The sequence below is a fragment of the Streptomyces sp. GB4-14 genome (assembly GCF_022696125.1).
Classification (GTDB): Bacteria; Actinomycetota; Actinomycetes; order Streptomycetales; family Streptomycetaceae; genus Streptomyces; species Streptomyces werraensis.
Genome location: NZ_RZHO01000002.1, coordinates 2,739,919 through 2,766,422, shown reverse-complemented (window position 1 = coordinate 2,766,422; position 26,504 = coordinate 2,739,919). Strand labels below are relative to the sequence as shown.

General features: G+C 71.8%; 24 protein-coding genes. 13 read left to right on the top strand and 11 right to left on the bottom strand.

Translation table 11 applies throughout. The features are described from left to right. The 4 genes from ELQ39_RS13740 (at position 1) to ELQ39_RS13725 (ending at position 1,834) form a co-directional block, all read left to right on the top strand. Positions 1-174: a hypothetical protein gene (locus tag ELQ39_RS13740; protein WP_242592050.1), complete on the top strand. Its 174-nt coding sequence runs from the start codon at positions 1-3 to the stop codon at positions 172-174. A gap of 161 nt (positions 175-335) precedes the next feature. Next, positions 336-743, top strand: a complete 408-nt coding sequence (locus ELQ39_RS13735) for a BlaI/MecI/CopY family transcriptional regulator (protein ID WP_242592049.1) — start codon at positions 336-338, stop codon at positions 741-743. 9 nt (positions 744-752) lie between these two features. Further along, positions 753-1,286, top strand: a complete 534-nt coding sequence (locus tag ELQ39_RS13730; protein ID WP_190004786.1) for an amino-acid N-acetyltransferase — start codon at positions 753-755, stop codon at positions 1,284-1,286. Between the two features lie 212 nt (positions 1,287-1,498). Further along, positions 1,499-1,834 (top strand): histone-like nucleoid-structuring protein Lsr2, encoded by a 336-nt coding sequence (locus ELQ39_RS13725; protein ID WP_242592048.1) that lies wholly within the window; start codon positions 1,499-1,501, stop codon positions 1,832-1,834. Here ELQ39_RS13725 and ELQ39_RS13720 read toward each other — a convergent pair. Next, entirely contained in the window at positions 1,813-2,520 is a 708-nt protein-coding gene (locus ELQ39_RS13720; protein ID WP_242592047.1) for an SCO3374 family protein, read from the bottom strand. The genes ELQ39_RS13725 and ELQ39_RS13720 overlap by 22 nt on opposite strands. 430 nt (positions 2,521-2,950) lie before the next feature. On the opposite strand from ELQ39_RS13720, the gene ELQ39_RS13715 reads away from it, so the two are divergent. After that, positions 2,951-5,476, top strand: a complete 2,526-nt coding sequence (locus ELQ39_RS13715) for an AAA family ATPase (protein WP_190004789.1) — start codon at positions 2,951-2,953, stop codon at positions 5,474-5,476. A gap of 75 nt (positions 5,477-5,551) precedes the next feature. On the opposite strand, the gene ELQ39_RS13710 is transcribed toward ELQ39_RS13715, so the two are convergent. Further along, on the bottom strand, positions 5,552-6,205 hold the full coding sequence (locus ELQ39_RS13710; RefSeq protein WP_242592046.1) for an HAD family acid phosphatase: 654 nt from the start codon (positions 6,203-6,205) through the stop codon (positions 5,552-5,554). 440 nt (positions 6,206-6,645) lie between these two features. Between ELQ39_RS13710 and ELQ39_RS13705 the strand changes: the two genes are divergently transcribed. After that, on the top strand, positions 6,646-7,383 hold the full coding sequence (locus tag ELQ39_RS13705) for a M23 family metallopeptidase (RefSeq protein ID WP_190004791.1): 738 nt from the start codon (positions 6,646-6,648) through the stop codon (positions 7,381-7,383). A gap of 28 nt (positions 7,384-7,411) precedes the next feature. Here ELQ39_RS13705 and ELQ39_RS13700 read toward each other — a convergent pair whose 3' ends face one another. After that, positions 7,412-8,008, bottom strand: coding sequence for a TetR/AcrR family transcriptional regulator (locus ELQ39_RS13700; protein ID WP_242592045.1), 597 nt, complete (start codon positions 8,006-8,008; stop codon positions 7,412-7,414). Positions 8,009-8,145: 137 nt separating this feature from the next. Between ELQ39_RS13700 and ELQ39_RS13695 the strand changes: the two genes are divergently transcribed. Continuing rightward, positions 8,146-9,714, top strand: a complete 1,569-nt coding sequence (locus ELQ39_RS13695; RefSeq protein ID WP_242592044.1) for an MDR family MFS transporter — start codon at positions 8,146-8,148, stop codon at positions 9,712-9,714. A 43-nt stretch (positions 9,715-9,757) separates the two neighbouring features. On the opposite strand, the gene cseC is transcribed toward ELQ39_RS13695, so the two are convergent. From cseC to ELQ39_RS13670, 5 genes are all read right to left on the bottom strand, one after another. Continuing rightward, positions 9,758-11,101 (bottom strand): two-component system sensor histidine kinase CseC, encoded by a 1,344-nt coding sequence (gene cseC / locus ELQ39_RS13690; RefSeq protein ID WP_242592043.1) that lies wholly within the window; start codon positions 11,099-11,101, stop codon positions 9,758-9,760. Positions 11,102-11,109: 8 nt separating this feature from the next. Then, on the bottom strand, positions 11,110-11,808 hold the full coding sequence (cseB, locus tag ELQ39_RS13685; protein WP_048459555.1) for a two-component system response regulator CseB: 699 nt from the start codon (positions 11,806-11,808) through the stop codon (positions 11,110-11,112). A 160-nt stretch (positions 11,809-11,968) separates the two neighbouring features. Beyond that, positions 11,969-12,619, bottom strand: a complete 651-nt coding sequence (locus ELQ39_RS13680) for a hypothetical protein (protein ID WP_242592042.1) — start codon at positions 12,617-12,619, stop codon at positions 11,969-11,971. Then, positions 12,607-13,146 carry a SigE family RNA polymerase sigma factor gene (locus ELQ39_RS13675; protein WP_190004796.1) on the bottom strand — a complete coding sequence of 180 codons (540 nt, stop codon included), beginning with the start codon at positions 13,144-13,146 and terminating at the stop codon, positions 12,607-12,609. The genes ELQ39_RS13680 and ELQ39_RS13675 overlap by 13 nt, the downstream gene beginning before the upstream one ends. 283 nt (positions 13,147-13,429) lie before the next feature. Then, positions 13,430-14,365, bottom strand: coding sequence for an A/G-specific adenine glycosylase (locus tag ELQ39_RS13670; RefSeq protein ID WP_225625489.1), 936 nt, complete (start codon positions 14,363-14,365; stop codon positions 13,430-13,432). 938 nt (positions 14,366-15,303) lie between these two features. On the opposite strand from ELQ39_RS13670, the gene ELQ39_RS13665 reads away from it, so the two are divergent. Continuing rightward, entirely contained in the window at positions 15,304-16,179 is an 876-nt protein-coding gene (locus tag ELQ39_RS13665) for a hypothetical protein (RefSeq protein WP_242592041.1), read from the top strand. A gap of 121 nt (positions 16,180-16,300) precedes the next feature. On the opposite strand, the gene disA is transcribed toward ELQ39_RS13665, so the two are convergent. Then, a complete protein-coding gene (gene disA, locus ELQ39_RS13660) occupies positions 16,301-17,425 on the bottom strand; it encodes a DNA integrity scanning diadenylate cyclase DisA (protein WP_026244092.1) in 1,125 nt (374 codons plus the stop codon). Positions 17,426-17,494: 69 nt separating this feature from the next. Next, positions 17,495-18,907: a DNA repair protein RadA gene (gene radA, locus ELQ39_RS13655; RefSeq protein WP_190004799.1), complete on the bottom strand. Its 1,413-nt coding sequence runs from the start codon at positions 18,905-18,907 to the stop codon at positions 17,495-17,497. A 230-nt stretch (positions 18,908-19,137) separates the two neighbouring features. On the opposite strand from radA, the gene ELQ39_RS13650 reads away from it, so the two are divergent. After that, positions 19,138-20,919 carry a BACON domain-containing protein gene (locus ELQ39_RS13650; RefSeq protein ID WP_242592040.1) on the top strand — a complete coding sequence of 594 codons (1,782 nt, stop codon included), beginning with the start codon at positions 19,138-19,140 and terminating at the stop codon, positions 20,917-20,919. An 89-nt stretch (positions 20,920-21,008) separates the two neighbouring features. Here the strand turns inward: ELQ39_RS13650 and ELQ39_RS13645 are convergent, their stop codons facing one another. Next, a complete protein-coding gene (locus ELQ39_RS13645) occupies positions 21,009-21,872 on the bottom strand; it encodes a DUF1631 domain-containing protein (protein ID WP_242592039.1) in 864 nt (287 codons plus the stop codon). 95 nt (positions 21,873-21,967) lie between these two features. On the opposite strand from ELQ39_RS13645, the gene ELQ39_RS13640 reads away from it, so the two are divergent. The 4 genes from ELQ39_RS13640 (at position 21,968) to ilvD (ending at position 26,489) form a co-directional block, all read left to right on the top strand. Beyond that, positions 21,968-22,900 carry a Ppx/GppA phosphatase family protein gene (locus ELQ39_RS13640; protein ID WP_190004802.1) on the top strand — a complete coding sequence of 311 codons (933 nt, stop codon included), beginning with the start codon at positions 21,968-21,970 and terminating at the stop codon, positions 22,898-22,900. Between the two features lie 108 nt (positions 22,901-23,008). After that, a complete protein-coding gene (locus tag ELQ39_RS13635) occupies positions 23,009-23,872 on the top strand; it encodes a sugar phosphate isomerase/epimerase family protein (protein ID WP_242592038.1) in 864 nt (287 codons plus the stop codon). Further along, positions 23,869-24,504, top strand: coding sequence for a TetR/AcrR family transcriptional regulator (locus ELQ39_RS13630; protein ID WP_190004804.1), 636 nt, complete (start codon positions 23,869-23,871; stop codon positions 24,502-24,504). Before ELQ39_RS13635 ends, ELQ39_RS13630 begins: the two co-directional genes overlap by 4 nt. A 131-nt stretch (positions 24,505-24,635) precedes the next feature. Next, positions 24,636-26,489, top strand: coding sequence for a dihydroxy-acid dehydratase (gene ilvD / locus ELQ39_RS13625; protein ID WP_242592037.1), 1,854 nt, complete (start codon positions 24,636-24,638; stop codon positions 26,487-26,489). The last annotated feature ends 15 nt before the right edge of the window (positions 26,490-26,504 follow it).

Genomic DNA, 26,504 nt, shown 5'->3' with positions numbered 1-26,504 from the left:
ATGGACTACGTCTCCGCGCTCCTGCCCCCGGTCGTCATGGCCGTCTTCTTCATCGGCGTGATCCGCGTCATCGTGAAGACGCAGGGCGGCGCCAACAAGACCAAGGAGGACGCCGCCGTCGACGCGGCCCTCGCCCGGGCGGAAGGCTCGCCCGCCGGCAAGAGCGACGCCTGACCGGGACCACCCCGGCCGCTCAGGGGCGTACGACCCGCCGTCGTACGCCCCTTTTGGCATGGTTGGCGGTGCATCACGCACGTCCGGCACGCCATTGCCGGGATCTCCCACTATTGTTCTGAGTTGTGCCTCGCCCATTGGGAGAACTCGAAGACGCGGTCATGACGCGGGTCTGGAAGTGGAACCGCCCGGTGACCGTTCGGGAAGTCCTGGAAGATCTCCAGAAGGAACGGTCCATCGCGTACACCACGGTGATGACCGTTTTGGACAATCTCCATCAGAAGGGCTGGGTGCGCCGGGAGTCCGAAGGGCGCGCCTATCGATATGAGGCGGTCTCCACCCGCGCCGCCTACGCCGCCGCCCTCATGAACGAGGCGTGGTCGCAGAGCGACAACGCCGCCGCGGCTCTCGTCGCGTTCTTCGGCATGATGAGCGAGGAACAGCGGCAGGCTCTCCAGGACGCCATGCGGATCGTCCAGCTCCCGCAAACCACCGAAGCCGACGGCGACAACGCCGGTACTCCGGTCGACGAGAACCCCGCCTCTCGCGACGAGCCCGGCGGGCGATAGCGTCCGTCCATGTCAGCAGACAGCCCCGAAGTCACCACGAATGCCCTGACCGTGCGGCGGGCCCGCACCAGCGATGTGCCGGCCGTACGCCGCCTCCTCGACGTCTACGTCCGCGAGGGCATCCTGCTCGACAAAGCCATGGTGACGCTTTACGAGGACATCCAGGAGTTCTGGGTCGCGGAACGGGACGACAACGCGGAGGTCGTAGGCTGCGGCGCCCTGCATGTGATGTGGGAAGACCTCGCGGAAGTGCGCACTCTCGCCGTGAAGCCGGGCCTGAAGGGCGCGGGCGTGGGCCACCGCCTGCTGGAGAAGTTGCTGCAGACGGCCCGCTGGCTCGGTGTTCGACGCGTTTTCTGTCTGACCTTCGAAGTGGACTTCTTCGGCAAGCACGGCTTCGTGGAGATCGGTGAGACACCCGTCGACCGCGATGTGTACGCGGAGTTGCTGCGCTCCTATGACGAGGGTGTCGCGGAGTTCCTGGGTCTCGAACGCGTGAAACCGAACACCTTGGGCAACAGCCGGATGCTTCTGCATCTGTGATCTGTGTCAGGGTCACTATGCGGGTGCCCTATGTCCGAAACGCGCATGTTTCCGGGGCGTGCACGGGCCCCTGTCCTCTGCCGGGGGTTTGTGTTTTTACGGCAAAAGCGGTTTGCTTTCCGCAGTACTGCAGTACTGCATATAACAAGGGGCGGCGATACGGCGGACGCCGGCTCACCCCGGCCCTCAAGTTATCGATGAAAGGAAATCCGGTGGCACAGAAGGTTCAGGTCCTTCTTGTCGACGACCTCGACGGCGGCGAGGCGGACGAGACCGTGACGTTCGCGTTGGACGGCAAGACCTACGAGATCGATCTCACCACCGCCAACGCGGAGAAGCTCCGCAGCCTTCTCGAGCCTTACGTGAAGGGCGGTCGTCGTACCGGGGGCCGCGCTTCCGGCGGGCGCGCAAAGACGCGTTCCTCCTCGGGCGGCAGCCAGGACACCGCGGCCATCCGCGCCTGGGCCAAGGAGAACGGTTACGAGGTGAACGACCGCGGCCGCGTCCCCGCGTCCATCCGCGAGGCCTACGAGAAGGCCAACGGCTGACCCACGCCCTGCGCGGCGGCGCCCGCACCGGAGCGCCGCAGGCGCACGCGGTGGATCTGTGTCGCCACGGTGCTGATCAGACGCACGAGGTCCGGGGGGCCGTCACCAACCCCTCGCGGGCTCCTCGTGTCCATCGCCGACAGCGTCGGCAGCGAGGCCTCCGCCTCGCGGCCCGGCTCGGGGGGCCGCAGCCATACGGCGGCCCCCTGCGGACTGTCCGGGCGCCCGTCGCCGGGACGTCCCGCGGCCGGGTGTCCACGGGGTGCGTCCGGCCCGGCCCCGGCGTCCCACGGGTCGGGGGCGTCCATGAGGCGGCCCTCGCCGAGCGCCCGCAGGTCGAGGTCGAGCCTGCCCCAGTCCAGCCACTCCAGCAGGCCCGGCAGCTCGTCGGCGCCTCCCGCGGCGATCAGCAGCCGCATCCGGTCCCCCTGGACAGCGACCGGGAAGCCCTCCGCGGCCCCGCCCAGCCGCTCCAGTGCCGCACGGCCCGCCTCCGCGGGCACGTCCAGGACGTCGAAGCGCACGCCCACCACCAGCCGCGGCGGAACACCCGGCACCGTGGGCCATCCCAGGACGTTCTCGTACCAGAGGCGTGTCCGGTCACCGTGACGCCCCTCGCTCACCTCACGGGCGGGCAGGCCCGGCCGGCGGGGCGACGGGAGTGCGACGGAGCGGATACCGGCCATGCCCGGGGCAACGCGCGACGACCCCCCGGGTTACGCTGGGTGCCCGAGCGTGTGCGCACGGTGTCGAACAGGGGGCGTGCGGGGGTGAAGCGGGGCGCAAGGTTGTTCGCCCGTAGCGGAGGGAACCCGTGCACTCGGCATGGACGGTCGGTCGCAGCGGGTAAGACATCCCTAGTGGGAGGGGGCGACACGCAGGGCGGGACGGCTCCCGTTCGCCACGGGCGTACTGGCGAAGGGGGTAACTGCCTGGCCTGCGGGAACATCGTCTCGCACCATCGGGTTGGAGCAGATGTCGGCGTGAGCGGGGTCAGGAGGCCATCGACGGTGTCGGCAGTTGGAATGAGCGGTCCCCGCTTGCGGGACTAAGCTGCGGAAGGACAGGGAGGGGAAGTTCCCCCCACTGCCTGACCGCTCTGAGGAGCGATTAACGATGTTCGAGAGGTTCACCGACCGCGCGCGGCGGGTTGTCGTCCTGGCTCAGGAAGAAGCCCGGATGCTCAACCACAACTACATCGGCACCGAGCACATCCTCCTGGGCCTGATCCACGAGGGTGAGGGTGTCGCCGCCAAGGCCCTTGAGAGCCTCGGGATTTCGCTCGAGGCGGTCCGCCAGCAGGTGGAGGAGATCATCGGGCAGGGCCAGCAGGCCCCGTCGGGTCACATCCCCTTCACCCCCCGTGCCAAGAAGGTCCTGGAGCTGTCGCTCCGCGAGGCCCTTCAGCTGGGCCACAACTACATCGGCACGGAGCACATCCTGCTCGGCCTGATCCGTGAGGGCGAGGGCGTCGCCGCCCAGGTCCTGGTCAAGCTGGGCGCTGATCTGAACCGCGTGCGGCAGCAGGTGATCCAGCTGCTCTCCGGTTACCAGGGCAAGGAGACCGCCACCGCCGGCGGTCCTGCGGAGGGCACGCCTTCCACGTCCCTGGTCCTCGACCAGTTCGGCCGGAACCTCACCCAGGCCGCTCGTGAGTCCAAGCTCGACCCGGTCATCGGGCGCGAGAAGGAGATCGAGCGGGTCATGCAGGTGCTGTCCCGCCGTACCAAGAACAACCCGGTGCTGATCGGTGAGCCCGGCGTCGGCAAGACCGCCGTCGTCGAGGGCCTCGCCCAGGCCATCGTCAAGGGCGAGGTGCCCGAGACCCTCAAGGACAAGCACCTCTACACCCTGGACCTCGGCGCCCTGGTGGCCGGCTCCCGCTACCGCGGTGACTTCGAGGAGCGCCTGAAGAAGGTGCTCAAGGAGATCCGCACCCGCGGCGACATCATCCTGTTCATCGACGAGCTGCACACGCTGGTCGGTGCGGGCGCCGCCGAGGGCGCGATCGACGCGGCGAGCATCCTCAAGCCGATGCTGGCCCGCGGCGAGCTCCAGACCATCGGTGCGACCACGCTGGACGAGTACCGCAAGCACCTGGAGAAGGACGCGGCCCTCGAGCGCCGCTTCCAGCCCATCCAGGTCGCCGAGCCGTCCCTGCCGCACACGATCGAGATCCTCAAGGGCCTGCGCGACCGCTACGAGGCGCACCACCGCGTCTCCATCACGGACGAGGCGCTGGTCCAGGCCGCCACCCTGGCCGACCGGTACATCTCGGACCGCTTCCTTCCGGACAAGGCGATCGACCTGATCGACGAGGCCGGTTCCCGGATGCGCATCCGCCGGATGACCGCGCCGCCGGACCTGCGTGAGTTCGACGAGAAGATCGCCGGCGTCCGCCGCGACAAGGAGTCCGCGATCGACTCGCAGGACTTCGAGAAGGCCGCCTCGCTGCGCGACAAGGAGAAGCAGCTCCTCGCCGCCAAGGCGAAGCGGGAGAAGGAGTGGAAGGCCGGCGACATGGACGTCGTCGCCGAGGTCGACGGCGAGCTGATCGCCGAGGTCCTCGCGACCGCCACCGGCATTCCGGTCTTCAAGCTGACCGAGGAGGAGTCCAGCCGCCTGCTCCGCATGGAGGAGGAGCTGCACAAGCGGGTCATCGGCCAGGACGACGCCGTCAAGGCGCTGTCCAAGGCGATCCGCCGTACGCGCGCCGGCCTGAAGGACCCGAAGCGTCCGGGTGGCTCGTTCATCTTCGCCGGTCCGTCCGGCGTCGGTAAGACGGAGCTGTCCAAGGCGCTCGCGGAGTTCCTCTTCGGCGACGAGGACGCGCTGATCTCCCTCGACATGTCGGAGTTCAGCGAGAAGCACACGGTGTCGCGTCTCTTCGGTTCGCCCCCCGGCTACGTGGGCTACGAGGAGGGCGGCCAGCTGACGGAGAAGGTGCGCCGCAAGCCGTTCTCGGTCGTCCTCTTCGACGAGGTCGAGAAGGCCCACCCGGACATCTTCAACTCGCTGCTGCAGATCCTGGAGGACGGTCGCCTGACCGACTCCCAGGGCCGGGTCGTCGACTTCAAGAACACGGTCATCATCATGACGACCAACCTCGGCACCCGGGACATCTCCAAGGGCTTCAACCTGGGCTTCGCCGCCGCGGGCGACACGAAGACCAACTACGAGCGCATGAAGAACAAGGTCTCGGACGAGCTCAAGCAGCACTTCCGGCCCGAGTTCCTCAACCGCGTCGACGACGTGGTGGTCTTCCCGCAGCTGACCCAGGGCGACATCCTGCGGATCGTCGACCTGATGATCGACAAGGTGGACGAGCGCCTGAAGGACCGGGACATGGGCATCGAGCTCTCCCAGTCCGCCAAGGAGCTGCTGTCCAAGAAGGGCTACGACCCCGTGCTGGGCGCCCGGCCGCTGCGCCGGACCATCCAGCGGGAGATCGAGGACTCGCTGTCGGAGAAGATCCTCTTCGGCGAGCTGCGTCCCGGTCACATCGTGGTCGTGGACACCGAGGGCGAGGGCGAGGCGCAGACCTTCACCTTCCGCGGCGAGGAGAAGTCGGCCCTGCCCGACGTCCCGCCGATCGAGCAGGCGGCCGGCGGCGCCGGTCCGAACCTGAGCAAGGACGCGTAAGCGCCCTGCCTCAAGGCCTGTGAGAGGGGCCGGCACCCGCGAGGGTGCCGGCCCCTTTCGTATGTCCGGGGGGGGTCAGGAGAGCCGGCCGTCGTAGTCCGGGAGCTTGAAGGTGCGCTCGGCGTGGCCGCCGGAGAGGTCGGTGGCGCTGTTGCCGATGTTGGCGATGATCGTGTAGCCCTTGCGCTCGATGGCGACACGCTGGGCCGTCTTGTACTCGGCGACGTTCCGGAAGAGGTCGACGAAGCTCCGGACGTACAGGCCGGAGGACTCGTAGCCGGCGTGGTCGAGGTTCCACTCGGTGGGCGCGTAGATGATGCCGGGCCGGGCGGTGACGAAGAACAGGTCGACCCCGCGCTGCTCGGCGTACCGGGCGACCTCCAGGACGGGCTCGTTGGCGGGCTGCGGGAAGCTGAAGCCGAAATCGGTCTCCAGGGCGGTGTTGTCGATGTCGAGGACGATCGCCTGCTTCTCGCCCGGCCGGGCGTCGGCGATGCGCTGCTGCACATAGGGCAGGGCCTGGTCCATGACGGCCCTGCAGTCACGCTGCCAGGTGTCGTAGTCGACGTCCGCCGCGAGGGCGGGGGCGGTGGCCGGGAGGGCGGCGGTGGCCGTCGTGGGGGCCGCTGTGGAGGGTGTGGCCTCGGCGGGTGCGGCGAGGGCCACCAGGGCGGTCGCGGAGACGGCGGTCACCGATACGCGGCGCAACCAGGGGCGTCGGCTTCTCATGTCGTGGGGGTCCTCTCACGTCCGTGACGCTGCCAACATGTCGTGTGCATGCTCGTGTGCGAGGGTGACGCGAGGTGAACCGTAGGGTTACCGGGCGGTAGGCGACCAGAGGCCTGCGCCACATTTCTGCACCCGCTTTTTCACTCCGCAGGTGACGTGCCGCACAGGACCCACGTCACGTACGGCCCGGAATAGTAGAGGGGCGCCGAAACTACATCGGACATTACGGGCGATATAGCGCACGATCGGCTTGAAATGGGGCTTTGGGGCCCTGTGAGCCGCGTCTCAGGGGCTATGCATACCGGTCTGTATCTACGAATTTACGTCGTAGGTCACACCTTTGCGGCTTTTCGGGCGAAAGGGTTACCACTGAATGGCCACCACGCCGCGGGTCCCGTGAGCCGGTGGTTCTCCTCTGTCCCCTCCCCCATGAGGTTTCGATGTTCGAGCGCGTCACGTCCCGTTTCCCCCGCACGTCCGCCACCCGTACCCGTGCGGCCGTCCTGGCCGCCGGCCTGGGCACCTCGGTCGTCCTGGGAGCCGGGGTCGCGGCCGCCGTCGACAACACGGCCGCCTCCGGTGCGGCCGGCGCCGTGCAGGCGCAGGCGGCCGCCCAGTCCAAGGCCGCCGAGACGCAGGCGAAGGCCGTCCAGGCGCAGGCCGCCAAGGCGCAGAAGGCCGCCGAGGCGAAGAAGGCCGCTGCCGCCAAGGCCGCGCAGGCCAAGAAGGCGGCGAAGGCCGCGGCCAAGAAGAAGGCCGCCTCCTGGATCGACCCGGTGAAGTCCTACAAGCTGTCGGCGAGCTTCGCGCAGAACGGCGGCATGTGGGCGCACAAGCACTCCGGCCAGGACTACGCCGTCCCGACCGGCACCCCGGTGATGGCCGCCCACGGCGGCACGGTCGTCAAGGCCGGCGGCAACGGCGCCGGTGACGGTCCCGCGTACGGCAACGCCATCGTGATCAAGCACGGCAACAAGACGTACTCCCAGTACGCCCACCTGTCGTCCGTGCACGTGAAGGTCGGCCAGGTCGTGAAGACCGGCCAGAAGATCGCCTCGTCCGGCAACACCGGCAACTCCAGCGGTCCGCACCTGCACTTCGAGATCCGCACGACCCCGAACTACGGCTCCGCCGTCGACCCCGCGAAGTTCCTTCGCAGCCACGGCGTGACGGTCTGACCCACGGGGAGCGGGCGGAAGCGACCGCCTAGCCGCCCGCCGAGCCCCGGTGGGCCTGGGTGATCAGATCGACGGCGACCTCGAGAACGGCTTCATGCCGCTTCCCGGGGTCGCTTTCGACTTCCTGGAGCACATGCATCCCGGCGTGCAGAGTGAACAGGGCGCTGATGCAGCGCACCTGGTCGACCAGGTCGGCGTCGGGGTCGATGAGGATGTCCCGCAGCCCGAGCATCTTCGTCTTGAACATGTCCCCGATGCGCAGCTCGCGGATGGCCGCCTGGTTCTCCTGCATGAAGCGGAAGAGCGGGGCGGCCTCCATCAGCGCCGCGCTGTAACGGCGGATGATCTCCTGCTTGGTCTCCAGCGAGTGCGGCTGCAGGCGCCCCCACTCGATCAGGTCCTCGATCGGCCGGGAGAGGTCCTCGAAGATGGAGACGAGGATCTCTTCCTTGGTCTTGAAGTGGTAGTAGAGCGCCGCCTTGGTGACGTCCAGCCGCTCGGCGATCTCCCGCAGCGAGGTCTTCTCGTAGCCCTGCTCGGCGAAGAGTTCGAGCGCCACTTCCTGGATGCGCTGGCGGGTGTTCCCGCGGCGCCGCTGCTTGGTGCCGTCCATGGTGCCGCCCATCTTTCCGCTCGGACCCTCTTGACGAAAACTTACTTGACGCCCGGCTAGTTACGCGACTAGCTTCCCGTCGTAGTCAACTAGCCGGGCGGCAAGTAAGTAAAGACGGGCCACCGAGGGTGGCCGGGGGAGTGGGATCCATGACGGACACAGTGGCGGCGGGGGCCGCCCCGACGGACGGCGGGAAACAGCCGCGCAGTGTGCGGGTGGTGCTGCTCGCCCTCATGATCGCGATGATGCTCGCGATGCTCGACAACATGATCATCGGCACCGCGATGCCCACGATCGTGGGCGAGCTGGGCGGCCTGGAGCACCTTTCCTGGGTGGTCACGGCGTACACGCTGGCCACCGCGGCCTCCACCCCGGTGTGGGGCAAGATCGGCGACATGTACGGGCGCAAGGGCTCGTTCATCACCTCCATCGTCATCTTCCTGATCGGCTCCGCGCTCAGCGGCATGGCGCAGGACATGGGGCAGCTCATCGCCTTCCGCGCGTTGCAGGGCCTCGGCGCGGGCGGTCTGATGGTCGGCGTCATGGCGATCATCGGTGACCTGATCCCGCCCCGGGAGCGCGGCAAGTACCAGGGCATGATGGCCGCCGTGATGGCCCTCGCGATGATCGGCGGGCCGCTCGTCGGCGGCACCATCACCGACAACTGGGGCTGGCGCTGGGCCTTCTACATCAACCTGCCGCTCGGCGTGATCGCCCTCGCCGCGGTCGGCGCGGTGCTGCACCTGCCGAGGAAGCGGTCGCAGGCGGGCATCGACTACCTCGGGGTGGCGCTGCTGACCGTCGGCATCACCGCGATCGTCCTGGTCACCACCTGGGGCGGCACCGAGTACGCCTGGACCTCCACGCGGATCATGGAGCTGATCGCCCTCGGCGTCGCGTCCCTGGTCGGCTTCGTGTTCTGGCAGACCCGGGCCGCCGAGCCGGTGGTGCCGCTGCACATCTTCCGCAGCGGCAACTTCACGCTGATGTCGGTCATCGGCTTCATCGTGGGCTTCGTGATGTTCGGCGCGACGCTCTTCCTGCCGCTGTACCAGCAGTCCGTGCAGGGCGCCTCGGCCACCAACTCCGGTCTGCTGCTCCTGCCGATGCTCGGCGCGATGCTGGTCACCTCGATGGTCGCGGGCCGGGTCACCACGAACACCGGCCGCTACAAGGTCTTCCCGGTGGCGGGCAGCGCCCTGCTCGTCGTCGGCCTGTACCTGCTGTCGACGATGGACACCGGGACCTCCCGCCTCACCTCCGGCGTCTTCATGGCCGTCGTGGGCCTCGGCATGGGCTGTCTGATGCAGATCACCATGCTGGTCGCGCAGAACAGCGTGGAGCTGAAGGACATGGGCGTGGCCTCCTCCACGACCACCCTGTTCCGCACCCTCGGCTCGTCCTTCGGCGTCGCGGTCATGGGCGCGCTGTTCAACCACCGCGTCCAGGACGTCATGGCGGAGCGGACGGGCGCGCTGGGCTCCAAGGTGACCGAGCAGTCCGCCCAGCTCGACGCCGCGAGCCTGGCGAAGCTCCCGGAGGCGGCCCGCGAGGCGTACCAGCACGCGGTCTCCTCGGGCACGCACGGTGCGTTCCTGCTGGGCGCGGCCGTCGCCGTGCTGTCGCTGGCGGCGGCGGTCTTCGTCAAGGAGGTCCCGCTGAAGGGCGCGGGCCCCCAGCGGGAGGACGCCCCCGCGCCGGCGCCCGAGACGGTCTGAGGCTCACGGGCTTCCGGGGCGGCGACGTGCCCCGGAGGCCCGCTCACTGCCCCAGCACCGGATAGCTCCCCGTGTTCGTCGGGGCGTGTTCCGGAAGCCACAGGACGGCCGCGGCGCCCTCGGGGGGTGTGCCGGGCGGGGTGCCGGCCGGGCGGACGTTGCGGAAGGTCAGGCGGGCGCCCAGGACGCGGGCCTGGCCCGCCGCGATGGTCAGGCCCAGGCCGTGGCCCCGGCCCGCCCGGTCCGCGCTGCCCGTGCGGAAGCGGCTCGGCCCTTCTGCGAGCAGGTCCTCCGGGAAGCCGGGCCCGTGGTCGCGGACCCGGACGACCCGGCCCTCCACGGTGACCTCGATGGGCGGGGCGCCGTGCCGGGCGGCGTTGGCGAGCAGGTTGAACAGCACCCGCTCCAGCCGCCGCGGGTCGGTGGTGACCTCCGACTCGTGCCTCACGCGCACCACCACGTCCGGGTCCTTCGCCGTGACCCGGCGGGCGACGAACTCGCCGAGCAGGATGTCCTGCAGCTCGGCCCGTTCGGAGGCGCTGTCGAGCCGGGCGACCTCCAGGACGTCCTCGACGAGGGTGCGCATCGCCCGCGCCCGGTCCTGCACCAGCTCCGTGGGCCGGCCCGGCGGCAGCAGCTCCGCCGCGGTGAGCAGGCCGGTCACCGGGGTGCGCAGCTCGTGGGCGATGTCGGCGGTCACCCGGCGCTCGGCCTCAAGCCGCTGCCGCAGCGCGTCCGCCATGGCGTCGACCGCGCTGGCCAGGTCGTCGGTCTCGTCCCGCACCACCCCGCCGATGGCGTCCCGCACCCGTACGTCCGTCTCGCCCCCCGCGACCCGGTTGGCGGCCGTGGCCGCCTTGCGCAGCCGCCGGGACAGATGACCGCCGATGAGCACCCCGAGCGCGCAGCCGCCCAGCACGGTCGCGGTGGAGCCGATCCACAGGGCCTGGTCGAGGTCCTTCAGGATGTCCGAGCTGCGGTCGGTGAAGCCGGAGTGCAGCGACATCACGTGCCCGTTCTTCAGCGGCACCGCCGCCCAGATGTCCGGCGCGCCACCCCGGTCGGCGACGTACGTGGCGCGGCGGCCCTCCTCGACCTTGGCGCGCAGCTCCGTGGGCAGCTGCGGGTCGTCGATCTTGGTGTTGGGGAAGTTCAGCCGCCCGGACAGCTCGTAGTTCCGCTGGGCGATCATGATGCGCTCGTCGGCCAGGTCGCGCGCGTTGTCCAGCATCGACACCCGGGCCGCGTTGTGCACGACCAGGCTGAGCGCGACCGCCACCAGCGCGCCGACCAGCGCGATGGCCGCGCTGAGCTTCCATCTCAGGCCCGCGCCGATGCCGGCCCGCCGTACGAACGCCGTCACCAGGCGCCGGAAGTGTCCGCGCATCCGCCCGCTCAGGCCTTCAGCTTGTAGCCGAAACCGCGGACCGTCTCGATCCGGTCCTGGCCGATCTTCGCGCGCAGCCGCTGCACATGGACGTCGACCACCCGGGTGTCGCCGCCCCAGCCGTACTCCCACACCCGCTCCAGCAGCTTGTCGCGGCTGAGGACGGTGCCCGGCGCCGCGGAGAACTCCAGCAGCAGCCGCATCTCGGTCGGGGTGAGCGCGACCGGCTGCCCGGCCTTGCGCACCTCCATGCCCTCGGTGTCGATCTCCAGCTCGCCGAAGGCCAGCACGGGCCCGCCGTCCGCGTCGTCCTGCCCCGCGCCCGCGCCGCCCGCCCGCTCGAAGCGGCGCAGCACCGCGCGGATCCGGGCGACCAGGACCGCGCCGTCGAACGGCTTGGTCACGTAGTCGTCGGCGCCCGCCTCCAGGCCCAGCACCACGTCGATGGCGTCCGCCCGCGCCGACAGCATGATCACCGGCACGGTCGACTCGTCCCGTATCCGCCGGCACAGGCTGACGCCGTCCAGGCCGGGCACCATGACGTCGAGGAGCGCGATGTCCGGCCGGTCGGCGCGGAACGCCTCCAGACCCGACAGACCGTCGGGCTTCGCGGTGACCGCGAAGCCGTCCCGTTCCAGCGTGAGCTGGGTGGCCTCACGGATGACGTCGTCGTCCTCGACGAACAGGACATGGGTCTGGTCTGCCATCCCGCTGCTCTCAGTTCTCGTGTGGTCCCGGACCGGGCCCGCCCCCGCGCCCGCCCGGTCCTCGTGTCTGTGCCCACCCCACGGGACGCACGGGCCGCGCGACGGGTTCACCCCTTCATCGTGCGCAGGCCCGCCGGCGGTTCCCGCTGTGAGCCGTGTCTCAGCCTTCCGGCGCCGGTGTCGGCACCGCGCCGGCGACCGGCCCGTACTCGTTGTGCGTGCGGTACCTCTCGTCGAACCGGCCCGAGATCCAGCGGTACGTGATCACGACCTCGCCGGACGGGCTCGACACCGGGTCGCCGCGGCCGTAGACCTGCTTGGTCACCACCAGGTCCCCGCGGTCGATCTCGGCGTAGACCGGCGGCTCCTCCGCGCTGAACACGTTGACGTAGCCGTCGCCCTGGTGCCGGTACACGTACGCACCGATGCCGACGGCGTCTCCGCAGGTCAGCACGTTGACGACGACGTCGTCGCGGGCCTCGCCCGTGAGGTTGCCGTAGCTGACGTCCACCGGGTACTCGTCGGCGACGCAGGGCTTCAGCTCCCGCTTCACCTCGTCCGACACGGCCGGATCCTTCAGGATCAGCAGTACGGCGTCCACGCGGTCGGGCGTCGGCGAGGACGCGGTGGCGGGTGCGGCCGGGCCGGCCCCGCCGTCCACACGCGCCGGACCCTCGTCCCGGGCGCCGGTGCCGCTCGCGCCGCATCCGGTCCCGAACAGCACAGCGGCGGCGAGCACGGCCGTCGCCGTACTCGCCGTCCGGGCGGTGGACCGGGCCCGTTCGGGCCCCGCGCCGGTCAGGCCGCGCAACGCTCCCGCTCCTCACGCTCCAGCGCGCGTGCGTCCGACTCGCGGGACTCCAGCTCCTCGCGGAGCCGGGCCAGCGCCCGGTGCAGCGTGCTCTTGACCGTTCCGGCCGACATGCCGAGTGCGGCGGCCGTCTCGTCCGTGGACATCTGCTCCCAGTGTCGCAGCACCACGACGCTGCGCTGCTTCGGGGCGAGGACCTTCAGCACGTCCATCAGCAGGGCGCGGTCCGCGTACTGCTCGGTGGCGTCCTCCACACGCGACTCGGGGAGCTGCTCGGTGGGCACCTCCTCCAGCTTGCGCGCCCGCCACCACTCCGTCCGCGTGTTGATCATGACGCGGCGCAGATAGGCGTCGGCCAGCCGCTTGTCCTCGATGGTCTCCCAGCGGCCGTACGTGCGCACCAGCGCGGTCTGCAGCAGGTCCTGCGCCTCGACGGGATCCGGGACCAGGCGCCGGGCGCTGCGCAGCAGCGCGTCCTGCCGGGTGCGGACGTACTCCTCGAACTCGAGCACCTCGCCCTTCGCCATGGTGTACCGCCTTCCGGTCCCCGTTCCGGCCCGCCCCCGCGGGCCGGCCGTACCGCTCGTGTTCCGTCTCGTCGTGCTCCGGTCGAGCACGCGATCGAAACTACGGAGGCGTTGTCACGGCACTGTGCGGAGCACCCTGCGGGCAGCCCTCGGGTGTCCGTCGGTTGTGTAACGGAGGGACGAACGGGACGAAGCGGTGAGGTGTTCGGTGCGGGTATGCGGCGGTACGCCCGTCATGCGCGGTGTGACGGGCGTGAACCGTGTGACCGGCGAGGGCCCGGTGTCAGCTCAGCGGCAGCCGGTACAGGCCGCCCGGCATCGGCTCCACCAGGCCGTCCGACACCAGCCCGTCCAGCGCGCGGGCGCGCTGCACCGGCTCGTGCCACACCCGGTCCAGCGCCGCCTGCGGCACCGGCCCGTGCGCCTCCCGCAGCACCGCGAGGAGCCGGCCGCGGACCTGGCGGTCGGTGCCCGCATACGTCTGCCCGCGGCGCGGCGGCCCGTCGTGCGCCGGCTTCCCCGCCAGCCGCCACGCGCACTGCGCGGCGATCGGGCAGCGGTGGCACGCCTCGTTCTTCGCCGTGCACACCAGCGCGCCCAGCTCCATGGAGGCGGCGGCCCACCGGGCGGCCGTGGCCGCGTCCTCCGGCAGCAGCGCCCGGGCGAGCCGGCGCTCGGCGGCGGTGGTGGCGTTCGGCGGGTACTGCGTGCCGCTGACCGCGCGGGCGAACACCCGGCGGACGTTGGTGTCCAGCACCGCGTGCCGCTGCCCGTAGGCGAACGACGCCACGGCCGCGGCGGTGTACTCGCCGATGCCGGGCAGCGCGAGCAGCTGGGCGTGCTCGGACGGTACGTCGCCGCCGTGCCGTTCCGTTATGGCCACGGCGGCTCCGTGCAGCCGCAGGGCGCGGCGTGGGTAGCCGAGCCGGCCCCAGGCGCGGACGGCCTCGCCGGGCGCCTCGGCGGCGAGGTCGGCGGGGCGAGGCCACCGGGCCATCCACTGCTCGTAGACGGGCAGCACCCGGTTGACCGGGGTCTGCTGCAGCATGAACTCACTGACCATCACCCCCCACGCGCCGGCCTCCGGGCGCCGCCACGGAAGGTCCCGGGCGTGCTCGTCGAACCAGTCGATGACGGGGGAGTGCAGCGGCTCACCGGGAGCACGCTCGGACACGGAATCGGCGGCGGTGCCGTACGGGGGCTTCGTGGGAGCAGTCATGACCCGTCGATCCTGCCACGCCGGGCCGCGTGGACGGCCGAGCGCCACGGGGAAGAGCCCTTCGTTCCCCGAGCGGGGTCCCGTGCGTGCGGCCGCACGGGGGAGGGGGGCATGGGGGGCGCCGGCGGGAAGATGCGTGCGGGACACCGCGGCCGTCGCGCCCCCCCCCGCACGGGGGGCGACCGGGTGCGGGGGTGCGTCCTCGAGCGGGTGGGCAGGCCTTCGGCGCCGTCCCGTGCGCCCTCCGCGCCCTTCGTCCGCGCCGGCCGCCGGGTGGCGACAGCGCTGGGGGCCGCCGCGGCGAAGAGCCGACTGCCGCCGCTGCGTGCGAGCGGCGGCAGGTTCGTCTCCGTCGACCGCGACCGGCGCTGCTTCGAACCACGGCGGCCGCTTGGCCGCCGAGGACGTCGTCCCGAGCACCGGCGGGCAACGGGACCTCGGACGGGCGGAGTTCCGCGTCGTTCCGGGGGCCGGCTGAACGTCTCCGCTCTCACCGTCTCCGAAGGCGGCTGTGTGGCACGGGCGTTGACCGAAGGAGCGACCGGCCGCGCGCGGTCCTGGACCGGTTCGGCGTGCGCGCTCCGTGCGGGTGGTGCACGCCCACGAACACCCTTGAGAACGTGACGAGTAGAGGACCTCGCCGCAGACGCACGCCACAGCCGTGGCCAGGAGTGCAAGGACCGCGATCGCGAACGCTCGGGTGTGGCAGCGCCGTGTGCGTGGTCGGTGATGTCACGGCATGGCCCGCTGTCCGCACAGTCCTTGATCACCGACCGTAAGGGAACGGCCGGAACGGTCACACCCCGCGATCGTCGTGTGCCGTACCTGGCGAAAGACAGGGGTGGGCGGCCGGTTACCGGGATGATGATCCGGAAAAGTTGCGTGCTGAGCGGCGGGTGGGACAAGCGAACGCTCGGATCTCTCGTACAGTTTGCGCCGTGGGATCTCTGCGCAATCCGGTCGGGCCGCTTCCCTCCTCCATCTACTGGCGTCGGAGGGCCGTACTGCTGTCCGTGCTCGCCCTGTTGGCGTTGGTGATCACCTGGGTCGTGGTCTCCGCCGATGGGAACGGCAACGGCTCGAACAACGGGGCCAACGGCAAGAATCCCGCGCCCTCCATCACCCCCGGACCGTCCGGTTCCGGCCCTGCGATCAGTCAGGCGCCGGGCGGACGGGACGAGACGGGCGACGGCGGGTCGGAGGGGTCCGGCGACGGCTCCGGCGACTCCGCCGGATCGTCCGGTTCCGGCTCCGACGGCGAGGGCGGCGACGGCGATCCGGCGGACTCCGCGGGTGCCGGAGGCGCGGACGGATCGGGCGGTGGCGGCAGCGCCGGTGGTGGTTCCGAGGGCGGTACGTCCGCGGGGGTCGGCGCGGGGGACGCGCTGCCGGCCGGATCGGGGTCCGGACTGCCCAACTGCTCGGCGAGCGCAGTCCGTTTCAGTCTGCGCAGCGAGCGCAACACGTACGGGCCGACGGAGACGCCGGCGTTCCTGCTCACGGCGCGGAACACGTCGGGGGCGGACTGCAAGATCGATCTCGGTCCTGAGCGGACGGTGCTGACGGTGTCCCGGGCGACGGACGACGACACGTTCTGGGCGTCCGACGACTGCCCCAAGGAGGCGCGGAGTCTGGCGTTCCGGGTGCCGGCGGGGGACAGCATCACGTACACCGTGAAGTGGGATCGCAAGCCGAGCGCGCCGGAGTGTGCGACGCCCAAGGCGGGGGCGGCGAAACCGGGGACGTACTTGGTCGAGGCCAAGGCGCCTGGGTTCGAGAAGGTGCGGACGTCGTTCGTGCTGAAGGCCGACTAGGGGTTCTCGAGGTCGCCTTCAGCTGCGGGCCGGTGGGGGTCGGTCGCGCAGTTCCCCGCGCCCCTCGGGGGCGGGCCGGTGGGGGTTCGGCGCGCAGTTCCCCGCGCCCCTGGGGGCTTTCCTACACGTAGCGTTCGAGGATGCTGCTCTCCGCCAGGCGGGAGAGGCCCTCGCGGACGCTTCGGGCTCGGGCCTCGCCGACGCCGTCCACCGTCTGGAGGTCGTCCACGCTCGCGGCGAGCAGCTTCTGCAGTCCGCCGAAGTGCTCCACCAGGCGGTCGATGATCGCGCCGGGGAGGCGCGGCACCTTCGCCAGCAGACGGAAGCCGCGCGGCGACACCGCCGAGTCCAGGGTCTCCGGGGAGCCGGTGTACCCCAGTGCCCGTGCCACCGTCGGCAGCTCCAGCAGCTCCGCGTGCGTGAGGACGTTCAGCTCGTGCAGCGCCTCGTCGACCGTGCGGGAGCGCTTCGCGGTCGGCTCGGGGACGTAGTCCCGTACGACCAGTTCGCGCTCCGGCTCCACGCCCGCGATCAACTCGTCCAGCTGGAGCGCGAGAAGACGGCCGTCGGTGCCCAGTTCGACCACGTATTCGGCGATTTCGGTGGCGATGCGGCGCACCATCTCGAGGCGCTGCGCGACCGCGGAGACGTCCCGGACCGTCACCAGGTCCTCGATCTCCAGCGCGGACAGCGTGCCCGCGACCTCGTCGAGGCGGAGCTTGTACCGCTCCAGGGTCGCCAGCGCCTGGTTGGCGCGGGAGAGGATCGCCGCCGAGTCCTCCAGGACGCGGCGCTGCCCGTCGACGTACAGCGCGATCAGCCGCATCGACTGGGAGACGGAGACCACGGGGAAGCCGACCTGCTTGGAGACACGGTCGGCGGTGCGGTGACGGGTGCCCGTCTCCTCGGTGGGGATCGTCGGGTCCGGGACCAGCTGCACGCCGGCCCGCAGGATCTTCGACAGGTCCGAGGACAGCACGATGCCGCCGTCCAGCTTGCACAGCTCGCGCAGCCGGGTCGCGGTGAACTCCACGTCCAGCACGAAGCCGCCGCTGCACAGCGCCTCGACGGTCTTGTCCGAGCCGAGCACGATGAGCCCGCCCGTGTTGCCGCGGAGCACGCGCTCCAGGCCGTCACGCAGGGCGGTGCCGGGCGCCACAGCGCTCAGCGAGGCGCGCATCAGGCCATCGGAACCGGCACTCCCACCGGACTTTCCGGGAGCTGCTGCCCGGTCGTTGGCTGCCACTGCACTCCTCCGGTCGCAGGTTCTGGGCGCCCCCGCGCTTCGTACGGACGGGCGAGACCTGGGCAAAGTCTACCGGCGGTCCTCCGGCTCCCGTGGGGCCTCTCGCCGACGGGAGCGGGGAAGGACCCGCAGCGCGTCCCCTATGTCCGCCACTTCCAGAACCTTCATGCCCGCCGGAACCTTGCCCGGATCGCCCGGCACCAGGGCGTGCGTGAAGCCCAGGCGGTGCGCCTCGGCGAGCCTGCGCTGCACGCCCGTGACGCGTCTCACCTCGCCCGCGAGGCCCACTTCGCCGATCGCGACGAGGTTCTTCGGCAGCGGGGTGTCACTCGCGGCGGACGCCAGGGCGAGCGCGACGGCCAGGTCCGCGGCCGGCTCGGAGAGCTTCACGCCGCCGACCGTCGCGGAGTAGATGTCCCTTTTGCCCAAGGCGCTGATCCGGCCGCGCTGTTCCAGTACGGCCAGCATCATCGAGACGCGGGAGGTCTCCAGGCCGGAGGTGGTCCGCCGGGGGGAGGGGATCTGCGAGTCCACGGTGAGCGCCTGCACCTCGGCGACCAGCGGACGGCGGCCCTCAAGGGTGACGGTCAGACAGGTGCCCGGGACCGGTTCGTCACGACGGGTCAGGAAAAGTCCGCTCGGGTCCGCGAGGCCCGTGATGCCCTCGTCGTGCAGTTCGAAGCAGCCGACCTCGTCGGTCGTGCCGTAGCGGTTCTTGACGCCGCGGACCAGACGCAGGCGGGCGTGCCGGTCGCCCTCGAAGTGCAGCACCACGTCCACCAGGTGCTCCAGGAGGCGCGGGCCCGCGATGGCGCCGTCCTTGGTGACATGTCCCACGAGGAGCGTGGACATCCCGCGCTCCTTGGAGGCGCGGATCAGCGCGCCCGCCACCTCGCGCACCTGGGCCATGCCGCCCGGCGCGCCGTCGATCTCGGGGGAGGCGACCGTCTGCACCGAGTCCAGGATCAGCAGCGACGGCTTCACCGCGTCCAAGTGGCCGAGGACGGCCGACAGATCCGTCTCGGCGGCGAGATAGAGGTGGTCGTCGATGGCGTGGATACGGTCGGCGCGCAGCCGGACCTGACTCGCCGACTCCTCACCCGTGACGTACAGGGTGCGGTGCTCGTCGCTCGCGGACTTGGCGGCGACGTCCAGCAGCAGCGTGGACTTGCCCACACCCGGCTCGCCCGCGACCAGCACCACCGCTCCGGGCACCAGCCCGCCGCCGAGCACCCGGTCCAGCTCGGGCACGCCCGTGGAGCGGGCGGTGGCCTGCCGCCCGTCGACCTGCCCGATGGGCAGCGCGGAGGTGGTGACCCGGCCCGGCGCGGTCGTCCGCACGGCGGGCGCCGCACCGTACTCCTCGACCGTCCCCCAGGCCTGGCACTCGGGACACCGCCCGAGCCACTTGGCCGTCTGCCATCCGCACTCGGTGCAGCGGTAGGACGGACGGTCCTTGGAGGTCTTGGTACGGGCAGCCATGCCCAAAAGGTAGCGGCCCCCTCCGACACCGGGGGTCCGCCCCCGCCCCGCCGCTCCCCGGCCGCGGGGGATCGCGCCGGTCACCACCGGAGGCCGGGCGCCCCGCGTCGTGGCCGCTCACGGGGCGGGGAAAGGTTCCTGTCCCCGGATTGAGGGATCGTTTCACCCGTACGGATTAAAAGTGCGCACGGCGCCGGAAGGCGTCGCCCCCCGGCCCCTACGGTCGCCGAATGACGAGCAGCGGCCCGGACACCTCGACCCGTACGTCCACCCGTACGACCGGAACCCACCGGACGCACCGGGAAGCGCGCGACCGAGCGGCCGCGCGCACGCCGGACCGGCGGCCGGCCGCCCGCTACGAACCGCACGTGGACGGTCTGTTCACCTACTGCCTGTCCGTCCTGTGCGACCACGACGCGGCCACCGCCGCCCTGGCCGACGCGCTCCACCTCGCGGAGCGCCGCGACCGGCACGTCCCGGACGAACTCGGCAGCCTCCGCGCGTGGCTGTACGCCCTCGCCCGCTGGGCGTGTCTGCGCAAGCTCGCCGAGGCCAGGCGGAAGCGTCAGGCCGCGCACGCCGGCGGCCGCTCCGGCGGGCAGCGTGCCTCCGCGGGACACCAGGACGCCCCCGCCGCGCCCCCCGAGGAGCAGGAGCGGCGCCGCCGCGAACTGGCCGCGCTCGCCTGGCCGGAGGCCGCCGGGACCAGCCCGGAGCAGCGCGAGGCGCTCGAACTCGCCGTCCGGCACCGTCTCGCCGCCCACGAGGTCGCCGCCGTGCTCGGCATGGCCCCGGCCGCGGCGCGCGAACTGCTCGCCACCGCGGCCTGCGAGGTGGAACGCACCCGCGCCGCCCTCGCCGTCGTGGAGACCGGCGCCTGCCCGGGCGTGGCGCACCTCACCGGCGACCAGGGCATGGTGCTCGGCAGCACACTGCGCCGCGAACTCGTCCGCCATGTCGACGACTGCCCGCGCTGCCGCCGTACCGCCGAGCGGGCCGTCCCGGGCCGGTGGCCCGGCACCAGCGTCACCCCGGACGCCCTGCCGCTCGTGCCGGCGCCCACCGGCGCCCTGCGCACCGCCCTCGCGCACCACCCCCGTGTGCACGGCGGCGCGCCCCGCTTCGACCGGCGCGGCTTCCCCATGGACCCCAAGGACCGGGCCGCCCGCCGCGACCGCCTCCGCGCGCGTGCCGTCACGACGACCGTCGTCGCCACGGTCGTCGCCGCGCCCGTGCTGGCCCTGTGGGCGGCCTACCGGGGCACCCCGGTGGGCGAGGGCGTGGGCGGCGGTCCGTCCTCCGCCCGCGAGGACGGCACCGTGGACTTCGACGGTGAGGGGGGCGCCGGCTACGAGAACGCCGGCAACGCCGAGCCCCGCCCCGGGACCCGCTTCGGCGCCGACGGCGCACCGGACGTGTCCGTGGAGGTCGTCGAGGTCGCCGGCGCCGGGCACAGGGGCGCCGCCGTCCTCGGCGTCACGGCCGCCCGCAGCGGCGACACCACGCTGATCACCCTGACCGCGCGGGGTGACGGACCGGTCCGCTGGTCCGCGTCCACCGGCGCCTCCTGGCTCTACCTGAACCGGTCCTCCGGCACGCTGGCCCCGGGCGAGTCGGTGACCGTCCGGGTCCACGTCGACCAGCTGCGCGAGCCGTCCGGACACTGGCGGGCCACGGTGGCGATCTCCCCGGCGGGCTCGGTGGTGTCCATCGAGGGGTACGGCCCCGCCCCGGCCGGCCCGGTCACCGGCTCCCCGTCGGCCCCGGCCGGCCCGCCCCCGTCTCCCTCGCACCCGGACCCCACGACGCCGTCGCCCTCGGACCCCACGCCCACCGGCCCGCCGTCCTCCTCGGACCCGGACCCGGAGCCCTCGACGGACGACCCCGCCCCGGCCGATCCGACCCCGGCCGATCCGTCCCCCACCGACCCGTCGCCCTCGGACCCCGAACCCCCGGAGCCGAGCGACTCCACGCCCGCCGACCCGGGCAGCCCGGACCCGGGCACGTCGTAGAAAGGCAAGCAGGCAGAACCCGGAAGACGCGAAAAGGCGCCCGCCCCCTCACTCGGGGGACGGGCGCCGATGACACCGGAAGCGACCCGTCAGGACGGGTCCGCCGGGTGCGGCGCCAGCAGCGGCAGCTGCGACGCCAGCCGCTCCTCGCACAGCTCGACCAGCCGTTCGTACCCGGCCTTGCCCATCAGCTCGGTCAGCTCCGCGCGGTAGGAGACGTACACCGGCTCACCCGCGCCGTGCGCCGAGGTCGCCGAGGTGCACCACCAGTGCAGGTCGTGGCCGCCGGGGCCCCAGCCGCGCCGGTCGTACTCGCCGATCGACACCTGGAGCACCCGCGTGTCGTCGGGCCGGTCGATCCAGTCGTACGTGCGCCGGACCGGGAGCTGCCAGCAGACGTCCGGCTTGGTCTCCAGCGGCTCGCGGCCCTCCTTGAGGGCGAGGATGTGCAGCGAGCACCCCATGCCGCCCTTGAAGCCCGGACGGTTCTGGAAGATGCACGAGCCCTGGAAGGGGCGCGTCTGCCGCTCGCCGTCCTCGTCCTCGGAGATCCACCCGTTGCGGGTGCCCTCCGCGTGGTGCTGCCAGATGTCCGGTGTGAGACGCGCCACATGCTCGGCGACGCGCTTCTCGTCGTCCTCGTCGGAGAAGTGGGCACCCAGGGTGCAGCACCCGTCGTCCGCGCGGCCCGCCTGGATGCCCTGGCAGCCGCTGCCGAAGATGCAGTTCCACCGCGAGGTGAGCCATGTCAGATCGCAGCGGAAGACCTGCTCGTCGTCCGCCGGATCAGGAAATTCCACCCAAGCGCGGGCGAAGTCGAGGCCCTGCTCGTCGTCGGCAGGCCCCGGCCGCGGCGCCGGCGCCCGCGAAGGATCCCCGGCCAGCCCGGCCCGCTTTTCCTTCCTGGCCGTTTTGTCCGTCTTCTCGTCCTTCGCCTTTTTCGTCTTTGGCACTCGTCCAGGGTAAGTCGCCGCGCGCCCGCCCCGGCACCGGTCCGGCCGTCGGGAAGCGGGCATCACGGCGTGCTGCGGGCAGTAGCGTTTCGTACATGAGACTCGGTGTTCTCGACGTGGGTTCGAACACGGTGCATCTGCTGGTGGTCGACGCCCACCCCGGCGCGCGGCCGCTGCCCGCGCACTCGCACAAGGCCGAACTGCGCCTCGCCCAGCTCCTCGCCGACGACGGATCGATCGGCCCCGAGGGCATCGACCGGCTGGTGTCGGTCGTGCACGAGGCGCTCCAGGCCGCAGAGGACAAGGGCGTGGAGGAGCTGCTGCCGTTCGCGACCTCCGCGGTCCGCGACGCCCGCAACGCCGACGACGTCCTCGGCCGCGTCCGCGAGGAGACCGGCGTCGAACTCCAGGTGCTCAGCGGCGAGGAGGAGGCGAAGCTCACCTTCCTCGCCGCCCGCCGCTGGTTCGGCTGGTCCTCCGGGAAGCTGCTCGTCATCGACATCGGCGGCGGCTCCCTGGAGATCGCCTACGGCATGGACGAGGAGCCCGACGCCGCGGTGTCGCTCCCGCTCGGCGCGGGCCGCCTCACCGCCGGGTGGCTGCCCGGCGACCCGCCCGAGGCCGAGGACGTCCGCGCGCTGCGCCGCCATGTGCGTACGGAGATAGCGCGCTCGGTCGGCGACTTCAGCCGGTTCGGCGCCCCGGACCACGTGGTGGCCACCTCCAAGACCTTTAAACAGCTCGCCCGGCTCGCGGGCGCCCCGGGCTCCGCCGAGGGCCTGTACGTGCAGCGGGAGCTGAAGCGCGAGTCGCTGGAGGCGTGGGTGCCGCGGCTGGCCGGGATGACCGAGGCCGAGCGGGCCGAGCTGCCGGGCGTGTCCGAGGCCCGCGCGGGCCAGCTGCTCGCCGGGGCGATGGTCGCCGAGGGCGCCATGGACCTGTTCGGCGTGGAGCGGCTGGAGATCTGTCCCTGGGCGCTGCGGGAGGGCGTCATACTCCGCCGCCTCGACCACATGGGCCCGGCCTGACCCACGAGGCGACCCGGCCCCGAAGGCGCCACCGCCCGCTATGGCAAACACCACAACGGCCGGGCGGTACCCCGCACCGCCCCCACCCCACCCCGTAACCTGAGGCTCGTGGCAGAAGCAAGGGACGTAGTCCGCATCCCGGATGCGAAGGTCGCCCTGTCCACGGCCTCCGTGTACCCGGAGTCGACGGCGACGGCCTTCGAGATCGCCGCGCGCCTCGGGTACGACGGCGTCGAGGTGATGGTCTGGACGGACCCGGTCAGCCAGGACATCGAGGCCCTCCGCAGGCTCAGCGACTACCACCGCATCCCCGTCCTCGCCGTCCACGCGCCCTGTCTGCTGATCACGCAGCGCGTGTGGTCCACCGACCCCTGGACCAAGCTCCAGCGGGCCCGGGCCGCCGCCGAGAAGCTCGGCGCGTCGACGGTCGTCGTCCACCCGCCGTTCCGCTGGCAGCGGCAGTACGCCCGCGACTTCGTGGAGGGCATCTGGCGGATGGCGGACGAGACCGACGTGCGGTTCGCCGTGGAGAACATGTACCCGTGGCGCTACCGCGACCGCGAAATGCTGGCCTACGCCCCCGACTGGGACGTGACCAAGGAGGACTACCGCCACTTCACGATCGACCTGAGCCACGCCTCCACCTCCCGCACGGACACCCTCGCGATGGTCGAGCGCATGGGCGACCGGCTGGGGCACGTGCACCTGGCCGACGGCCGGGGCTCCGCCAAGGACGAGCACCTGGTGCCCGGCCGCGGCGACCAGCCGTGCGCCGAGGTCCTGGAAGGGCTGGCGCGCAGCGGCTTCGACGGTCATGTCGTGATCGAGGTCAACACCCGGCGCGCCATGTCCAGCGCCGAACGTGAGGCCGACCTGGCGGAGGCCCTCGCCTTCACCCGCCTCCACCTCGCCTCGGCGTCCTCCCCTTCCTCCCTGTCGACCCCCTCCTCCCTCCGGGTGCCTAGGCGATGAACGGCGTCACCGCGAGCGCCGGCCCGGACGGGACCGGCGCCCCCCGGCGCCGAGGCCGCCCCCCGGCCCCGGAGTCGGCCGGCACCCGCGACCGCATCCTCGACGCCGCCCGCGAGCAGTTCTCCGCGCGGGGCTACGAGAAGACGTCCGTCCGGGGCATCGCCAAGGCGGCCGGGGTGGACTCCGCCCTCGTGCACCACTACTTCGGCACCAAGGAGCGCGTCTTCGAGGCCGCCGTCGAGGTCGCCTTCGGACCGGTGCTCGACCAGCGGGACTCGGTGCTCGAGGGGCCGCCCGACGAGGTGGGCGAGCGGATGACCCGCATGATCATCGGTCTGTGGGAGAACCCGGTCACACGCGCCCCGCTGCTCGCGATCGTCCGCTCCGCCGTCAACAACGACGCCGCGGCCGCCGTCTTCCGCCGCCTCGTCGCCGGCCAGCTGCTGCGCCGGATCGCCGGACAGCTCGACCGGCCTGACGCGGAACTGCGGGCCGAGCTGGCCGCCGCCCAGCTCGTCGGCATCGCGATGATCCGGTACGTGATCCGGGTCGAGCCGCTCGCCTCCGCGGACCCCGAGGACATCGTCCGGCGGGTCGCCCCCGTCGTACAGGGCCACCTCACCGGGCCTTGAGCACGGACCGCCTGAGACACGCGTCCCGTATTCCGGACACCTTGTCCCGCCCTCTGGATGACCGGCGTACGCTCGATGCAGTCAGAACTCTCTGGCGGAGACTCCCCGAAGGTCTGAAGGAGCGAGCGACGATGCCCGAGCTGAGGTCCCGCACAGTCACCCACGGCCGCAACATGGCGGGCGCCCGCGCCCTTATGCGCGCCTCCGGTGTACCCGGTGCGGACATCGGCCGGAAGCCGATCATCGCGGTCGCCAACAGCTTCACCGAGTTCGTCCCCGGCCACACCCACCTCGCGCCGGTCGGCCGGATCGTCAGCGAGGCGGTCGTCGCGGCCGGCGGCATCCCGCGCGAGTTCAACACCATCGCCGTCGACGACGGCATCGCGATGGGCCACGGCGGCATGCTCTACTCGCTGCCCTCCCGCGACCTGATCGCGGACAGCGTGGAGTACATGGTCGAGGCCCACTGCGCCGACGCCCTGATCTGCATCTCCAACTGCGACAAGATCACCCCGGGCATGCTCAACGCCGCGCTGCGGCTGAACATCCCGACCGTCTTCGTCTCCGGCGGCCCCATGGAGTCCGGCCGGGCCACCCTGGTCGACGGCACGGTCCGCACGCTGGACCTGATCGACGCGATGGTCGAGGCCGCCAACGACAAGGTGTCCGACGCGGACGTCCTCCGCATCGAGGAGAACGCCTGCCCCACCTGCGGCTCCTGTTCCGGCATGTTCACCGCCAACTCGATGAACTGCCTGACCGAGGCCATCGGCCTCTCCCTCCCCGGCAACGGCTCGGTCCTCGCCACCCACACCGCCCGCAAGGACCTGTACGTCCGCGCGGCCGAGACGGTCATGGACCTCACCCGCCGCTACTACGAGCAGGACGACGAGACGGTCCTGCCTCGCAACATCGCCACCTTCCAGGCGTTCGAGAACGCGATGGCGCTGGACATCGCCATGGGCGGCTCCACCAACACGATCCTGCACCTGCTGGCCGCCGCCCAGGAGGCGGAGGTGCCGTTCGGCCTCACCGAGATCGACGCCCTCTCCCGCCGCGTGCCGTGCCTGGCGAAGGTCGCCCCGAACGTCGCCAAGGACCGCACGTACTACATGGAGGACGTGCACCGCGCGGGCGGCATCCCCGCCCTGCTCGGCGAGCTCCACCGCGCCGGCCTGCTCAACGAGGACGTCCACGCCGTCCACAGCCCGTCCCTCGCGGACTGGCTGAAGACCTGGGACATCCGCGCCGGCTCCCCCTCCCCGGAGGCGGTCGAGCTGTGGCACGCGGCCCCCGGCTGCAAGCGCTCCGCCGAGGCGTTCTCCCAGTCCGAGCGCTGGGACACCCTCGACGAGGACGCCGAGGGCGGCTGCATCCGCTCCGCCGAGCACGCCTACTCCAAAGACGGCGGCCTCGCGGTGCTGCGCGGCAACCTCGCCGTCGACGGCTGCGTCGTCAAGACGGCCGGCGTCGACGAGTCCATCTGGACCTTCGAGGGCCCGGCGGTCGTCTGCGAGTCGCAGGAGGACGCCGTGCGGAAGATCCTCACCCAGCAGGTGAAGGAGGGCGACGTCGTCGTCATCCGCTACGAGGGTCCCAAGGGCGGCCCCGGCATGCAGGAGATGCTGTACCCGACGTCGTACCTGAAGAGCCGCGGCCTCGGTAAGGCCTGCGCCCTCGTCACCGACGGCCGCTTCTCCGGCGGCACCTCCGGCCTCTCCATCGGCCACGCCTCCCCCGAGGCGGCCTCCGGCGGCACGATCGCCCTGGTCGAGGACGGCGACCGCATCCGCATCGACATCCCGAACCGCTCCATCGAGCTGCTGGTCGACGACGCGGAACTGTCCCGCCGCGAGGATGCCCTCGCCGGCCGCTACGCCCCGAAGAACCGCGACCGCAAGGTCTCCGCGGCCCTGCGGGCCTACGCGGCGATGGCGACGAGCGCGGACAAGGGCGCGGTGCGGGACGTGAGCAAGCTGGGCTGAGGCCCCTGCACGACC

Bases quoted from the DNA above. Each gene is read 5' to 3' on its own strand.
- cseB (WP_048459555.1), bottom strand. From the start codon at position 11,808: ATGGCAGACCAGACCCATGTCCTGTTCGTCGAGGACGACGACGTCATC.
- ELQ39_RS13700 (WP_242592045.1), bottom strand. From the start codon at position 8,008: ATGGGCGGCACCATGGACGGCACCAAGCAGCGGCGCCGCGGGAACACC.
- ELQ39_RS13715 (WP_190004789.1), top strand. From the start codon at position 2,951: ATGTTCGAGAGGTTCACCGACCGCGCGCGGCGGGTTGTCGTCCTGGCT.
- ELQ39_RS13650 (WP_242592040.1), top strand. From the start codon at position 19,138: ATGACGAGCAGCGGCCCGGACACCTCGACCCGTACGTCCACCCGTACG.
- ELQ39_RS13695 (WP_242592044.1), top strand. From the start codon at position 8,146: ATGACGGACACAGTGGCGGCGGGGGCCGCCCCGACGGACGGCGGGAAA.
- ELQ39_RS13705 (WP_190004791.1), top strand. From the start codon at position 6,646: ATGTTCGAGCGCGTCACGTCCCGTTTCCCCCGCACGTCCGCCACCCGT.
- ilvD (WP_242592037.1), top strand. From the start codon at position 24,636: ATGCCCGAGCTGAGGTCCCGCACAGTCACCCACGGCCGCAACATGGCG.
- radA (WP_190004799.1), bottom strand. From the start codon at position 18,907: ATGGCTGCCCGTACCAAGACCTCCAAGGACCGTCCGTCCTACCGCTGC.
- ELQ39_RS13670 (WP_225625489.1), bottom strand. From the start codon at position 14,365: ATGACTGCTCCCACGAAGCCCCCGTACGGCACCGCCGCCGATTCCGTG.
- ELQ39_RS13675 (WP_190004796.1), bottom strand. From the start codon at position 13,146: ATGGCGAAGGGCGAGGTGCTCGAGTTCGAGGAGTACGTCCGCACCCGG.
- ELQ39_RS13720 (WP_242592047.1), bottom strand. From the start codon at position 2,520: ATGGCCGGTATCCGCTCCGTCGCACTCCCGTCGCCCCGCCGGCCGGGC.
- ELQ39_RS13710 (WP_242592046.1), bottom strand. From the start codon at position 6,205: ATGAGAAGCCGACGCCCCTGGTTGCGCCGCGTATCGGTGACCGCCGTC.
- ELQ39_RS13630 (WP_190004804.1), top strand. From the start codon at position 23,869: ATGAACGGCGTCACCGCGAGCGCCGGCCCGGACGGGACCGGCGCCCCC.
- cseC (WP_242592043.1), bottom strand. From the start codon at position 11,101: ATGCGCGGACACTTCCGGCGCCTGGTGACGGCGTTCGTACGGCGGGCC.
- ELQ39_RS13640 (WP_190004802.1), top strand. From the start codon at position 21,968: ATGAGACTCGGTGTTCTCGACGTGGGTTCGAACACGGTGCATCTGCTG.
- ELQ39_RS13735 (WP_242592049.1), top strand. From the start codon at position 336: ATGACGCGGGTCTGGAAGTGGAACCGCCCGGTGACCGTTCGGGAAGTC.
- ELQ39_RS13740 (WP_242592050.1), top strand. From the start codon at position 1: ATGGACTACGTCTCCGCGCTCCTGCCCCCGGTCGTCATGGCCGTCTTC.
- ELQ39_RS13730 (WP_190004786.1), top strand. From the start codon at position 753: ATGTCAGCAGACAGCCCCGAAGTCACCACGAATGCCCTGACCGTGCGG.